The organism is Bradyrhizobium sp. Ai1a-2 (assembly GCF_000426245.1).
Lineage (GTDB): Bacteria > Pseudomonadota > Alphaproteobacteria > Rhizobiales > Xanthobacteraceae > Bradyrhizobium.
This window is the reverse complement of record NZ_AUEZ01000021.1, coordinates 75,290-90,748: the sequence shown is the minus strand read 5'-3', so window position 1 is coordinate 90,748 and position 15,459 is coordinate 75,290. Positions and strand designations below refer to the sequence as shown.

Annotated in this window: 3 protein-coding genes; 1 reads left to right on the top strand and 2 read right to left on the bottom strand. The window is 66.6% G+C overall.

The features are described 5' to 3' along the window. Positions 1 to 169 precede the first annotated feature (169 nt). Entirely contained in the window at positions 170 to 12,133 is an 11,964-nt protein-coding gene (locus K288_RS0116505) for a filamentous haemagglutinin family protein (RefSeq protein WP_027580552.1), read from the bottom strand. A gap of 289 nt (positions 12,134 to 12,422) precedes the next feature. After that, a complete protein-coding gene (locus tag K288_RS49610) occupies positions 12,423 to 12,956 on the bottom strand; it encodes a hypothetical protein (protein WP_152535558.1) in 534 nt (177 codons plus the stop codon). A gap of 337 nt (positions 12,957 to 13,293) precedes the next feature. Here K288_RS49610 and K288_RS45705 point away from each other — a divergent pair, with 337 nt between their 5' ends. Then, positions 13,294 to 15,438: a hypothetical protein gene (locus K288_RS45705; protein WP_064737327.1), complete on the top strand. Its 2,145-nt coding sequence runs from the start codon at positions 13,294 to 13,296 to the stop codon at positions 15,436 to 15,438. Positions 15,439 to 15,459 lie beyond the last annotated feature (21 nt).

Genomic DNA, 15,459 nt, shown 5'->3' with positions numbered 1-15,459 from the left:
ACTCATCCTCAAGACACGGCCACAACGCGCTTCTCGAGGCGCAACGGCAGTGTGTAGCCTGGACGAGCCAACGGATCCGCGCGAAGCGCGGTCCGATGACAGGCTCCGCGACATCCGGGATTCATTTTGACGTCGCCCCGAACGTCGCTGCGCACATCCGGGCTACCCGCTACGGTTGCCCTCCTTCGCGGCGGCGGCGCTCGTCGTCACTGTTCGAGGTGCCGTCGCCGCCGTTGCCGCCATAGCCCAGCACTTCAACGATGACGATGGAAGGCTGCTCGTTGTTTCTGGTCTGTGCCGGCAAGCCGGCCTGCTGGGTGGCGGCCGTGGCGTTGGAGACGGTGGTTGCCAGCGCGATGTTGGGCGGCGGCGTGAACGCAACGCCCGTCACGTTGCCGGTGGCCTGGATGTTGAAGGCGTTGAGCACGACCTGCGCCACCAGCGTGATGTCATTGCCGCGAATGCCCGCAGCGCCGACATCGATAGTGCCATGGGGCGCCGCCAGCGTGACGTTGCTCTTGGTCGGGTCCTGACCGGGCAGCGTGACCAGGGCAGCGATGCCGGCGCCGGTCACGAGCCCCTGCGGATTGACGTAGCAGTAGCCGTCGACGGTGCAGAGCTGGCTGACGGCGGGACTGGAGACATAGGTCTTGGGCCCTTCGCCGGCGCTGATGTCGCCATTGGCGCTGAATAGGCTGATGTCGCCGCCCTGCTGGGTCATGATGCGGCTCTGGTTGACCAGGATCGAGGCGTCGGTGAAAGCGCGAATGCTGCCGCCGGCAAGCGTCAGGATGCCCTCCTGGTTCGGCTTCAGCGTGTCGAGCGAGGCGTGGCCGACGATGATGCCGCCGCCCGGGCCCAGGATGTTGATGTCGCCGCCCATCTGTGTCTCGAGCACGGAGCCGGCGATGTTGAGTTTGCCGGTCGGGACCGTTACGGCGGCGCCGTTGCCGCTGCCCGCGCTGTTGTCGGTGTAGCCGTAGCCGGCCGGGAACAACGTGGAGATCGCCGCATAGGCGCGGCCGTATTGTGCGTAATACGGGCTCGACGGCGTCTGGTAGTCGTGCGCCACCTCCGTGAGGAAATCGAGGAAGGCGCGGTTGACCAGGAGGCGCTGCCGCGCCGGCGACAGGCCCTGGAAGGTGGCCCAGGCCTGGCCGCGCGGCTGGCCGAGAATCTCGGCGATGCCGGTGAGGAAGTCGATGCCGCCGGCGCCGGCGCGGGCCGGATCGACGTACTGGCTGATCGCGGCGGCATAGTCGATGCCCGGCTTGACGCCGAACAGCAGGTCGATCCCGGCGCCCTGCGACGGCAGGTAAGGCTTGATCGGGAGCAGAAGCGATCCTGAAAACGAATTGCCGACGGCGCTGCCGTTGCCGATCGTGGCGATGCCGAAGGTCCGGCGATTCGTCGTGCTCGATTCCCAGAACGGCCCCATGTCATGTCCGGCCTGCAGCACCAGGGTGCCGGGGCCGTACAGCACATAGGAGCCGCCGATCAGGTCGTTGCCGGCAACGATGCTGGTGATGTCGTCAGCGTTGTTGTTCTGGCCGATGAAAGTGACGCCACTCGCCTGCGGACCGCTGCTGGTCGTGGCGGAGGCGCCGGCCAACCTGACATCGTTCCCGGCCTCGATCTTCACCGGCTTGATCAGCGTCAGGCTGGCGCCGTCAGAGAGGGTGACCGTGATGTCCTGTCCGGCCGCGATCACGGCCGGCGCGGGGTCGTTGGCATGCAGCGCCTGGGTCAGGGTCGCGAGCGGCATCCCGAGCGGGCTGATGTAGTTGCGGCGCGATACGACGTCATTGCCGATATATTGCGCCGCCGTGGTGTTGAGATCGGGCATCGCAATTCCGCCGCCGAGGTTGATCGACTGCGCCGCGACGATATTGAATGTGCCGGTGTTGTTTCCGTCCCGCGTGGGATAGGGTACGAGGTTGGCGTTGTCGACAGTCGGGTTGCCGGCGAGCACCACATTCCCGCTGAGCGAGGCCAGATCAAACCTGGCCGGCAGTAACAACCCAACTTGCGTCAAGGCACCAACACCCTGATCGTTGTGAAGGAATAGTCCAGCGATGTTGCCGGTGGAGTTATCGCTAGAGGATATGGTCAGGGCCGTCACATCGCCGGCGGTGCTGGTCAGCGAGACGCCGCTGCCGGGGCCGAAGGACGTAAAGAAGTTGTTCCACGCGGGATTGTTGCTGGCACCACTGCCGCCGGGCAGACCACCGACCGGAGTTCTCACATATGCATCGGTCGGCACCGAGGCCGGATCGTAGACATTGCCGAGGGTGATGGCGCCGCGGGCGGCGACGGTGATGAACCCGTCCTGCACCGCGAGCAGCAGTGGCAACGGGATTCGACCGGTGACGGCGCTACTGCCGATCTGCGTCAGGACGGTCGATGGGTTGGCCTGGACCGCGCCGCCGACCTGGATCAGGCCGGTGCCGCGGCCCACCAGGAAATTACTGCTCAGGAGATCACCGTCGGCCTTCACGATGAGGTTGCCGCCGCCATAATAGGTGGCCACGGGCCCGATCGGATTGCCGTTCGCGTCGCGGACGCCGGTCCCCCCGCTCACGACCATGGTTTCCGGCAACGAGGCTCCGACATCGATGATGTCAGCCCCGGCAGTGAGCGTGATATTGCCGCCGCCGAGGGCGCCGAAGCCCTGGAAGAAGGTGTTGAAATTCACCCAGGACGCGGTCTGGCAGGCCGAGGTGCTGGCAACCACGCAGCCGGAGAATGGCGTCGCCGTGCCGTTCGACCGCCCGTAATGCATGTACCAGGAGCTCCAGAATTGGCCGGTGGGGCCACCCACGATGCCGGTCTGGCTACCGTCAGAATCCACCGGCGTCTCGATGCCGATGATCGAGCCTCCGGCCGTGACGGCCACCGCACCACCGCCGGTGGACCAGTTCGGCAATCCCACGACGCCATTCGGGTTCCCCAAATAACCGGTGCTGGCTGCGGCCGCCCTGAAGCCGGCCGGAGGGGTCACAAGAGCGCCCGCGGTGTAGACGGCCCCCGGCGCGACCTGATCGACGAACGCGACATTGCCGGCCGCCACGATATCGATCGAGCCGGTACCGGTTCGCACCAGCGTCGGGATGTTGATGGTCAGTGTCGGGGCCAAAACATCCCGGTAACTCGTATGCCCGTCGATGATGACGCTGCCGTTCGCGTTACTGGCCGAAGCCGGATCGGAAATCGCCACGACGGCATTGGGATTGGCCGAGGGCGCGCCATTGCCGAGCGCCGCGCCGGCGACGAAATCATAGGAGAACGAGCCGTTGTTGACCCCCGGAACGATCCGCATGAGGCTGGCTGCCGACGTCGTGTTCAGATCGTTGACGACCGCTCCCGAAACCGACGCCTGCGCCGGGTTGTTGGCGATGAGGTTGGCGACCAGCCTGTAGCTGGTTGCCGCCGCCCTGTTGAACGCATCGACGGTTTCGTAGAATCCGTCGCTGATCGTGGCGTTGATGGCGATATTGTTGGCGGCGCGCAGCGTCAGGATGCCGGGGTCGCCGGCAAAGCCGCTCACGGTCGAGCGATAGGCCGGTGTGTAGCTCGTCAATGGCGAATTGCGGCTCGAGGTCTGCACCGTCAGCACACCGCCGAGATTCCAGTTACTGGCAACTGTGATATTACCCCCGTTGTTGCCGGCACCCGTGCTGGGGCTGACGAGGGCGATCTCGGGGCGCATATGCAGCGTCGAGCCCGGCGTCAGGCTCTGCGCCGCCGCGCCCGGAGCATTGGTCTTGATCTGCGCGCCCGAAAGATCATAGCCGCCGAGGCTGGTCTGCTGGACGAAATTGACCAGAGTGTTCTGGTAGAAGTTCACATGCGCCAAGTAGGCGCCGGCCGCCGGCGCGGCATAGGTCGACGTGGGGTAGATCCCGGTGGATCCGGCGACGGCCGTGGGATTGACGATCCGCTGCCCCGTCCCATTGAAGAATCCGGCCGGATCGATGATGCCGTCGAAATGCTGGTCCATCTGCGCTTTCTGCGCAGCGCTCAGTGCGTTGTACTGCGCGACCGTGGTGATGGAGCTGCAGCCTGCAGGAATCAGCGAGCATCCATCGATGGTGCTCCACACGGCGTAGGCATCGAGCACAAGCCCGCCGCCGCTCGGCTTGCCGGCGGAATCCGCGCTGGTGACGATGGTGCCGTGGAATTGCGCATTGAAGCCGCCGCCGCTCAGGATCGGCGCGCGCAGGATGACTTCCCCGCCCGTGTTGGAGATGTTGGCACCGCCGGGTCCGCCGCTGACATCGAATGTGGTGTTGGACGCAACCGAAATCAGACCCGACGTCGCAACGTTCTGGTAGCCGTAGGTCGCATTCAGCGTGCCGTCCGACGCGCCGGTGGTGCCGAGCTTGATGGTGCCGCCATCCTGCACCAGGAGGGAGGTACCGTTGGCGTAGTTCGGATTGCTGGGATCATCCGCGACCCACGCCGCCGTGAGCCGGGCACCGGCCCCGATGGTCACGCCGCTTGCGCCGTAGAGCGCGATCTGTCCGTTGAGGCCGCTGGCATCAAGCACAGTCACCTGATTGGCGGGATTGCTCGTATCGCCGGTGCCGTAGATCAGCACCGCGCCATTGTCGGCCGTGAGCGTGATCTGTCCCGCGCTCAGGGCCGTCGCGAGCGCATTGGCGGCGGTGCCGATCACGATGTCGCCCTGCTTCAAGGCCACCGCGATGCTGCCGGTGAAACTCGTCGGCAGCTTGCTGCCGGCAGCGAGGTTGCCGGCAGCAAGCATGAAATTGCCGCCGAGATCCTTGAACGCGGCACGGCCGTCCAGCGTGCCGTCAAGCGTGACGCTGCCTGCGGCCTGGATCGACAGCGAGCCGGCAAAGCCGATGCCCGCGGACGCGACACTCACCTTCGCCTGCGGACCGATGATCACGTTGCCGGTGTTCGACACAAGCTTCACCTTGCCGCCCGGCGCATCCTTGACGATATCGAGAATCGTGATCTCCGAACCGGAGGCGTCGATCAAAGCCCCGGCGCCGAGCACGACGTCGCCCGTGGTCGCGGTGAGGCTGACGTTGCCCGACAGGGCCTGGATGATGGCGTTGTCCAGGATCGACGCGGCCTTGATGGAAAGCTCGCCGCCGATGTTGGTCGCAACGCTCGCGGGCCTCGTCCCCGCGCCGGTTACAAGCGTGACGTTGCCGGAGGTCTCGACCGATTGCGTCGCGCCGGCATTGACCATGGTTACGGGAGCCGAGAACAGCACGTTCGCCGTTCCGGCGTCGAGGCTGCCGCCGCCGCTGAACGCAACGGCCCGGCCGCCGTTGAAGGTGACCTGGCCGAAGCCGCGCAGGCTCTTGGCGCCGAGGTCCTCGGTGACAATCTCGCTGGCATTCAGCGTCAGCGTGCCGCCGGCCCCGGCAATACCCGTGCCGGTCACGCCGCGGCTGTTGGCGAGGTTGATGTTGGACGCGTTGACCATCGTGCTGCCGCCCTGACCGTAGAGCCCGGCGCTGTCGAAGGTCAGCGTGCCGATGCGATGCGCGGGATCGCCGATACGCAGCCCACCGGCGTCGTAGAGATTGATCACTGACGCGCTGCGCAGGCGGACCGACACCGCGTCGTTGAAGTTCGATAGCACGGCCGGGTTCAGCACGATGCCGGAGTTGCCGCCGCCGACATTGATGACCGAGCCGGCGATGTCGTAGTTCCGCGCTTTCAGGATAGCGTCGGAGGCAAGCGTGCCGCTGCCGCTGGTATCGAGCGTCAAGGTGTTGCCGCCGTCGACGATCGCGCCGGCGCCGATCGAGAACGCTCCCTGCGGCGTGGGGCTGCTGGGCGGCGGCCCGTCACCCGTGTATTGGCCCGGCACATAAATCCGGCTCACGTTCACAGCCGTGCCGTTGGAGACGCGCAGCAGCGAACCGTCACCGCTGACCTGTCCGGAATAGGAGCCATCAGGCCGTTTGACCGGTAGCGCACCGATGGTGATGTCGCGGCTGGTGCCGGCGGGCACTGTCCCGACAGCCCGGACGACGCTGCCGGCGTCAACCACGAGGCCCCCGTCGCCGGCGAGCGAAACAAGCAGCAGTTCCGGCCCGGTGAGCGGATGCGCCGCGTCCGTAGCAATCTCGAGGTTGAGTGCAGTGGCGGTGATGTTCTGGACACCATCGACGACCTTCGCAGTGCCGCCGATCAGCACGGATGAAGCCCCAAGATTGCTGATCTGGTCGGCATCGAGCACAAGATAGCCGGCGGGCGCCGAGGGCAGCGTCCCATCGACTGCGGGTGCGGCAATCAAGATATTGGTCGCGCTGATCTGGACCTGGCCGCCGCCGCCAACAAGGCCGGGCGCTAGGTCGCTGATCCCGGGCGCGAACCGGTTGGTGCCGGCAAGATTGAGGGAGTTGATGGCGCCGAGCACCAACACGCCGCCGTCGATCGGCAATGGCCGCGGGGCCTTGCCCGCGGCCAGCGCCACGTTGCGGAAGAAGCTCGTGCCCGAGGTGATGTCGATCCGCGAATATTGCGACCAGACCGCCTGCGACTGGAGCTGGAGGATGACTGACTGCGAGGACCGCGCACCGGTGAGCGCATTGCCGAGCGTGCCGGCGACATATTGCGAGCCGTCGGCGGTGGTGGCGCTGACGGCAGCGTTCCGGTTTAAGTTGCCAGCCACCTGCACCACCCGATAGGCACCGGGCAGCGTCGCGTACATGCCGGGCAGCAGTGTGTAGGTGCCGGCTGGAATATCGCTGCCGGGCGCGATGGTCACCGACTGGCCCGGCATGATCGCATTGGCATACGCTGCGCTGGCGCCGCTGCCGGCGACCTTCGCACCGGAATAATAGGGGAGATCGGCGAAGTTGGGATCGTAGGCGGCAACGCCGGCCTGATAGCTCGGCACCAGGGCATAGACCTGCCGTCCATCGGCATACTGCGGCGCAACGTTCCCGGTCGCGGGGTCGGTCTGGTAGGTCGTCAGCACGTTGCGCGTGCCGCCGGTGCCGGCCACATATTCGGTGGCATAGATGTCGCCGCCGCCGTTCAGGTCCAGCACCGCGCCCGGCCGGGTCGCCACGTTGGCGCCGAACAGCCTGATCGATTTGCTCGGCGGCGCAGCGAGCACCTGCGGAGTCCGCGCCTCGTCGCCTTTGGGGTTGCCTTGATACCAGGTGGTGCCGTCGATGGTGAAGCCGTCGGGAATGACGAGGCCGGACGCTGACACCGAGGTCAGGCTGCCCGCGCCCAAGATCACGTTCTGGGTCGGCCTGAACATCCCTGAAGCAAAAATGTTATCGACAATCAGCTTGCCCACCGCATCCTTTAGATCGGTCGGAAAATCGTCGGTGTCCCGTATGCCGAGGACGATGCTACCGAGAGGGGCCCAGAGCGTCCCGTTTTGCTCGATGGTCTGCGCACTAAGGAGAATACTACCGCCGGCCGAGAGCGGCGCCGTCGGGACGCCGTTCTGCGCGACGGCGATGGTGCTGGCGGAGGGAAGCGTGCCGGTCGACATCAGCAGAAAGTCGGTGTTGCTGACCGGATAGACCTCGGCCGCCCGCAGCGTCAGATTGCCCGGCGTAATCAGCGCCCCGCCGAAGGTCGTCCGCCCGGCACCGGCGCCGCCGGGGATAAAGCCGTAATTGTCCGGCAGCAACCGGATGGCGGCAGCGCTGGTAACATTCGCGTTGACAACGTTGTGCAGGGCGATTGCGCCCTGGAGATCGATCCACCGGGCGGTGACGTTCAGCGTCCCGTCTGCGACCTTCGGCAGGGCCATGTTGCCAGGGTCATGTCTGCCGACGATCCGGACATAGCCGGCATCCAGGTTCACTGTCGCGCCGCCGATGCTCAGGATGCAATCCGCCCCGCAGACGCCGAGTCCAAAATTGTTGGCGGGATCGCCGAGATTGACGCCTGACGGCAACAGGCCGGTGCTGGGCGGCAGAAGCACGAAATTCCCGCTGTCGGCGCGCAGGGTGAGGGCGCCGGGGATCGCCACAGTCACCGAGCCGCCGAACGCGATGATGCCGGCGTTCAAGTTCACGGAATCGAAGCCACTGTTGCTGAGCGTATCGGCGCCGATGAAGGCGCCCGCCGGGGCGGAGGCGCCCGGCGCCGGCAGGTTCGCCGCGACGAGGCCGGCCGGCTCGATGACGATTACGTTGGGCGAAGGCAGGGCCGAGTTGCCGGCGATGGCGCTCGGCGTTGCGATATCGCCGATGGTCAAGGTGCCGCCGGTCGCCAGCGGCGCGCCGCCGGCCGCATTGACGGTGCCGGCAAAATAGATGTTGCTGGCGGCGAGTTGTAGTGTGCCGCCATCGCTCCACATCTCCTGGCTCGGCAGGCGCGGCCCGAAGCCTCCCTGCGGCACCTGGATCAGGCGGTTGGCGCCCTGCAGATTCAACTGCGCCCCCGGCTGCACCACCACGGTGGTGCCAGTCATCTGGCCCGCTAGCGTGATGGTGCCGGCGTCGAGCACCGTGCCAGTGGAATAGGCTGTCACCAGCGGATCGGGCACGAACACGCCGCTGACGTCAAGCACGGCGGTCGAGCCGATCGAAACCAAGCCGCCCACCACATTGATGGCGCCGGCGTGAGCCACGATACTGCCGAGAACAGTGGCGTTCCCGATCAGGCTGACGCTGGCCTGCGGCTCGGCCACGATGCCGGCGCCGCGGTCGAGCAGGATGTCCGCGCCGAGGGAGCTCAGCGTCAGGCTGACCGGCTTGCGGATGCCATCGGGCAGAAGCCCTGTGGGCGCGAAGCTGTGCACCGGCGTGCCGGTCGGGATTTCAATTTCGCGGCCGGTGGGCAAGGCCGTCGGCTGCTGCAACAGCACTTGCGTGCCGGCGGTGACCGTGGTGCCGCCATAGCTGTCGGTCAGGGTGTATTGGGAGAAACCGCCGCTGGTGAAAAACGAGGATGGCAGAACCAGTCGGCCGGCATTGGCATCCGACTTGGTGAAGCTCGTGACCGGCAATCCGCTGTATCCAGCGATCGCGTCGGCCGTCGCGCTGGACACGTATGACGTGACCTCCGCTGCTGCGCCGTCGATAACGATGGTCGGCACCTGCAGCGTCAGCGTGCCGCCGCCGTCGAAGCCTCCCGCATAGATCGTGCCGCCCAGCACTACATTGGCCTGATCGGGGTGGTTGACCGTGCCATCGGCGTTGGTGCCGCGCGGAGAAACGTTATAGTCAGCGTCCTTGAACGTCGAGTTTCCGGGGGTACCGTTGAAGCCGCCAGCATAGGTCGTCAGCGTCAGGCTGCCACCCTTGCCGACCGGCAGGCCGTCGGACCCGGTCTTGAGCTTGCCGGTGGTGTCGACATAGCCGCCGCCGGACACGTCGATGATGCTGCCCGGTGCCAGCACGATGCTCTGGGTGACGTCGACGAAGGGGCCTGGACCCTGCAATGGCCCATCGCTGGCGGCGATCGTGCTGATGCTCACGCTGCCGCCATTGACGAAGGCGCGACCCTCGAGTTGATCCGGCAGAAGGCGGGTGTCGTTGACCCAGCGGCCGCGCACATCGAGCACCGCGTTCGATCCGATCACCAGTGCCGGGGCCGGCGGCTGCTCCGGTTTGCGGCTCGCATAGGTGAAGCCGGTCAGGCTGATCTTGCCGGCGGGCGCGCTCAGCGTGCCGTCGATGGTAGCGACACCGTCCAGCGTAATGCTGCCGCCGGGGCGCACAGAGAGGGTGGCGTTCGTTGCCAGGTCGAGTTGGTGCGCGCCCTTGATCGTCACACTGCCAAGCGATGCATTTGAGAGCGCATCGCTGAAGATCGGGAAGACGCCGTTGGCGAGCACCGGCGTCCAACTGGATGCATTCGCGAAGCTCAAGCTGCTGAGGCCATACGGATCCGGCCCGACGTCCACCTGCGGCGCGAGCACCACGTTGCTCAGAGTGCCCACGAAAGTGATGCTCAGCGATGCGCCGGTCGGCATCTGGTCGGCGGCCGCGACACTCGACGATCCCGCCAGCGCGCGCTGGCGGTTGCCGGCCACCACCTTGCCGATGATGTCATTGACGATCGGGTTGACGGCGGCCACGGTGACGGAGCCGGCATCCGCGCCGGCGATGTAGCCCGCCTCGTAGCGCGAGTTGCTGCCGCCCAGCGGATTGAGGTAGATCTCGGTCAGCCTCGGGTCGACGGTGCCGTTGACCTTGTGCAGGACCGTGAAGCCGTTGCCGACGCCGACATAGGCGATGTTGGGATCGGCGCTGCCGATGTCGTAAACACGTCCGTTGGTGCCGAGCAGGCGGGTGGTGCTGATGGTGCCGCCAGTGTACTGCACATAGCCGGCCGAGACGTTTATCACCGAGCCCGGCTGCTGGACGAAATTCCTGGCCGACGTCGTGAAGCTGCCGCCGGTGGTGAGGAGCTGGTCGATGCTTTGGGGGATCAGCCCGACATAGCCGTCGGCGTTGAGCAGCGGCGAGCCGACCCAGTGGAAACCATCGGCGCGGGTGCCGCTGAGGCGCGCATCAATGGTCACGGTCTTGCCGATCAGGCTCCGGGCGAGCGGAGTGTCGGCCACCTCGGCCGCCGTGATTGTGATGCTCAGCTGATTGATCGACATCGGCAGCGTCACGCCGGCGATGCCGGAGAGATCGATAGTGCTGCCTTGCTCGAGCAGGACCGTGCCGGCGGTGCCATCTGCGGGTGCGCCGCCCGCGGTGATGGTCAGTGCGGCGCTCGGCGCCTTGATCAGCGCGCCGTCGAGGCCGCCTCCGCTGCCCTGCACATCGACGCTGCCCGCGGCCTGGATATTGATCTGCGGCTGCAACACAGCCTGGAAATACGGCATCGTGGTGTTGTTGATCGTAACAGTGGAATTCGCCGTCGAGGTCGGCAACGTGCCGCTGGTCTCGTCCGGCAGGATCGCCGTCAGGCTCGCCGATCCCAGTACGATGTTGCCGTCGGCGCCGCTCGCACAGGTTTGCAGGCAGACCGTGCTCATGCTGATCGAGCCGGTGCGCGTCGTGGCGGTGGTGGCGACGATGCCACCGAGTTGGTTGATGGTGCCGCCCGCCAGCGTGACCGCGCCGGAGTTGGAGACGAGCAGTCCGCCGGACTCGTTGCTCACCGCGCCGCCGGCAGCCAGGACCTGCAGCGCCGTCTTGACCCCGACGGCGGTCGACGTCGGCGTGATCAACGTGACGGAGCTATCCGCGGCCAGGATGATCTGCCCGTTCCTGGTGGTGATGCTGCCGGCATTGCTGACGCCGCCGTCGCCGAGCAGCGCGACATAGCCACCGTCGCTATTCGTGCTCAACTTGCCGGTGGTGTCGATGACCGCGCCGGGCTGGACGGTGACTTTGCCACCGTTGCCTTGATTGAAGATCGCGGCGCCCGTGCCGGTGAGGCCGCCCGGTGAGGTGGGGATGGGGCTCTGGAACAGCCCGTTCTGCAGGTAGATCTGATAGTTGTTGTTGCTCAGGGTCGTGCCGAGATCGAGCGTCGAGGCGATCAGCGTGTGGACGTTGATCTGGCTGGTGCCGCCGAAGATGATGCCGTTCTGATTGATCACGTAGACCGCGCCGTCGGCCTTGATGGCACCCATGATCTGGCTCGGCGAGACATTCGATGCGACCCGGTTGAGCGCCGACCAGGTGGCGTTGCCCTTCTGATCAAAATTGACCGTGGTGTCCCTGCCGACGTTGAAGTTCTGCCAGTTCAGCAGCGCGCTCTGTTGGGTCTGCTCGATGTTGACCGTGGTCTGGCCGTTGCTCGTGGTCTGCGTCGGCGTGTTGGCGCCGACCCAGCTGGTGACGTCGTTGGCAACGCCGGGCGCCCTCAGCCCGCTGTCCGGCACCAGTCCGCCGACGTTGAGCCCGTTCGGGATGGCGCTCGGCGCGTTGGCCGCGAGATTGCGCGCCGCGCTCTGCGCCGCCCGCAAGGCCTGGACCGCCTGCGCCGCGCGCGCCATCGACGCTTGCGTGTTCTGCGCTGCCTGTGCCGCTTGCTGGGCTGCGGCCTGCGCCGCATTGGCCGCCGCTTGCGTCGCTGCGGTCGTCGATCCCCACGAGCCGAACGGGCGGGCATGGGCCCCCGAACTCACTGCAATCGCGACGGTGCTTGCGCCGACAAGAAGCAAAGCGCGGCGTGAATTCAACCGGGAGCGGAGAAGCGAATGCATGCGGGGCCTTCCAAAGCAGCAGGTGATGCGAAACGAATACGACAATGCATCGGCCAGCCTGGAACCAGCCTGGCGATGCCGACAGGTCAATGATCAGCGCACGCAACCGCCAGCGTGGCCCGCTTTCCAAGCGGGCACACCCCACCGCCCGGTGACGCCTCTCCTCATCTCCAAGACAGGTTGAGACGAGCTAACGCGAAGCTATTCGGTAAGAAATTGCGAAAGAAATTTTTGGCCATGGGGAGAGCCGCAACCGCCAGCTGCGGCCTGCCTGAAAATCGGCATCAATTCAGTCACTTGGAGAGGCAGCTTTGGTCTGACGGACGCGCCGTTCCGGAGTCTTCGCGGCCTTGGCCGCACCGGTGAACAGCGCGAAATCGACCGAGCGCTCGCCCTGGGTCAGCACCAGCCGGCGCGGCTCGATCCGCTCCACCTTCCAGCCGCGGACGTCATCGCCGGCGCGCACCCGCGTCACCTTGTCGCCGTTACCGCCGGCGCGGATGGCGGCGCGGCCATCGCCGTTCTCGCTGATGATGCCTAACACCACCACACTCGGCGGCGGCGGAGGTGGCGGTGGCGGCTCCTGCCGCGCCACCGGCGCGACGGGCTTGGGCGGCGGCCGCCGCGTCGGCGAGAACAGCGGCTTGTCGCGCGTCACGGCGAGCTCGGGCAACGGCTGCAGCTCGACCGGATTGCTGACGGCAACGTCGCCGTTTGCAGGCGATTCCGCCGCGCGTGCAAGCGACGCGCACAGGCAAAGCACAAGCGCGATCGATACTCGGCGCGAGACGCTCCTGCGTCTGCCATCCCTGCGTCTCTTCATGTGCGATCCCCGCGTGGCCTTCGACATACCGTCATCAGCGCGTGCGACAATCAAGGTGCATCACGCGAAGGCGTGTTGCAAGTCATCGATGAACGCGTCGTGCGTTGCGTGTCTGCGTAAAGTGTTTGCGTCAAATCCGTGAACACGAATCACAACGCGGCATTCTCGCCATGCGCGGGATATGGACGCCCCGTTACAACCGCGTCATCGAAGCCGCACACACTCCGCGCGTCAAAGCGGACGGCATCTTGCCGTCGCTTGAGGCTTCAATCGACTCCGAAGATTCCAAAACCGAAGACTTCGATACCGAAGAGACCGACAGTAGAGACGTGGCGTCATGCGTACGAGTCGCATTCCTGCCGGCCTTGCGCCGCTCGCACTCGGCGCCGTGCTCATGGCCTCGGGCTTCATCGTGGAATGCGGCTTCGGGCAGGCACAGGCGGCATGCGCGCTGCAGGCGCGCGGCGGCACGATCGCGCGCGTGGTGCAAATCGAACTCGACAACGTACACCTGCGCCGCGACAACCCGAACGTTCCGTCTGATCTCGAGCAGATGCCGCATCTGCGCGACTTCCTCGTCAGCAACGGCACCATCGGCAGCAACCATCACACCACGCCGCTGGCGCAGACGGCGACCGACACTCTCACCGTTCTGACCGGCCTGCACGGCGACCGTATGGGCGTGCCGATCGGCGACGACTTCGGAACGTTCCGCAGCGACGGCCGCGTCGGCTTCGCCAGTGCATTCGCTTACTGGACCGCGGGCGGCGGCGACGGCAAGCCGCTGATGCTCGCCGACACCGGCAAGACGGTGCCGGCGCCGTGGGTGCCTTTCACCCGCGCGGGCTGCGACGTCGGCGCGTTCGCGACCACGGGGCTGACGCTGCAGGACATCGCCGATGTCACGACCGTGCTCGGGGCGTCGGAGGCGCGCGCCGCGGCCGGCGATCCCGCCAAGGCGCGCGCAGAACTCATCGGCGTCGCCATTCATTGCGCGCGCGGCAGCATGTTGTGTAGCAACGCCCATGCACGGCCCGATCTTCTGCCCGACGAGCCAGGCGGCTACTCCGGTTTTAGCGCGCTGTTCGGCCATCGCCATGTGCAGCCCGTGATCTCGCCGAATGGCGCGGTCACCGACATCCATGGCGACGTGATCGCCGACGACGCCGGCCATCCGGGTTTTCCGGGCGCATCGGAGACAACGGCGGCGCAGTCTCTTGGCTACGCCGCGACGATGCTGGAGGCCGGCGTGCCGGTGGTCTATGTCGCGATCGGCGATGCGCACAGGCCGGCAGCGAATGCCGTACGCCGGCGCGGCTTCGGTCCCGGCGAACGTGACTACGTCGCAAGGCTCGCCGCCTTCGATGCCGCGTTCAAGGCGTTCATCGACCGGCTGGCGGCTGGCGGCATGACCGCGCACAACACGCTGTTCATCGTGGTGCCTGATGGCAACAACCGTTTTGTCGGCGGGCCGCCGAATCCGCCGGAGTGCGACGGCGTCAGCCTGCCGTGCAGCTATGGAGCGAACGGCGCGATCGACGCGTTCATCGACCGGCTGCTCGTCACTCAGCGCCGCAACGTCACGGCATTCGACCTGCGCGCCAGAAGCGCGCCGGCCTTCTACATTCACGGCAATCCGGTTGCCACCGATCCGCTGACGCGCACGCTGGCACAGGACGCAAGCAAGCTCACCGCGCTCAATCCCATCACGGGCAAGACCGACCGGCTCGCGGCGATGCTCGCCGATCGCGCGCAGTTGCAGCTGATGCACATGGTCACCGCAAGCCCGGCGCGCACGCCGCACTTCATCATGTTCGGCGATCCCGACTACAATAACCGCACCGCAACGAGCCGCGCCGATTGCGCCGCCCCGCCGGCCTGCGTCGCGATCGATCCGGACGTGGCCTGGGTCGGCGGCGACATGGCGCAGATCGCAGGCACGAGTTGGTTCGCCATCGCCGGCCCCGGCGTCGCTCATCTTGGGCAGACGGCTGACATCCGCTCTCATCACGCCGACCTGCGGCCCACAATGCTCGCCCTGCTCGGCCTTGCGGACAGCTACGTCCACGACGGCGTCGTGCTGGTGGACCTGCTGGAGGCCCATGCACTGCCGCCGGGGCTCGCAGGCGGCCGCGAGACATATGCAGCACTCGCCCGCGCCTACAAGAGCCTCAACGATCCGCTCGGACAGCTCGGCCGCAATGGCCTCGCGCTCGCAACCCAGGCGATCAAGGGCAGCGACACGAGCTATCAACGCTATCTCCGTGCGATCGGCGCCATCACCGCCACCCGCGATGCGCTGGCGGGCGAGATGAAGGCCGTGCTCGACGCCGCATCGTTCGCGCGCCGGCCGGTCAACCCGGCCACGGCCCGCCCGCTGATCGACAGCGCCGGGGTGCTGCTCAACGAGGTCGAGGAGCTCGCCGGTAGCAGCGTCGCACCCGCCGATCGTCCGTGGAATGCGGCGAGCGATGCGCATTGACACGAGCGCGGCGGACACAGC

What these genes read in the sequence shown, in the direction of transcription:
- K288_RS49610 (WP_152535558.1), bottom strand. Translation starts at nt 12,956, where the DNA reads ATGAAGAGACGCAGGGATGGCAGACGCAGGAGCGTCTCGCGCCGAGTA.
- K288_RS45705 (WP_064737327.1), top strand. Translation starts at nt 13,294, where the DNA reads ATGCGTACGAGTCGCATTCCTGCCGGCCTTGCGCCGCTCGCACTCGGC.
- K288_RS0116505 (WP_027580552.1), bottom strand. Translation starts at nt 12,133, where the DNA reads ATGCATTCGCTTCTCCGCTCCCGGTTGAATTCACGCCGCGCTTTGCTT.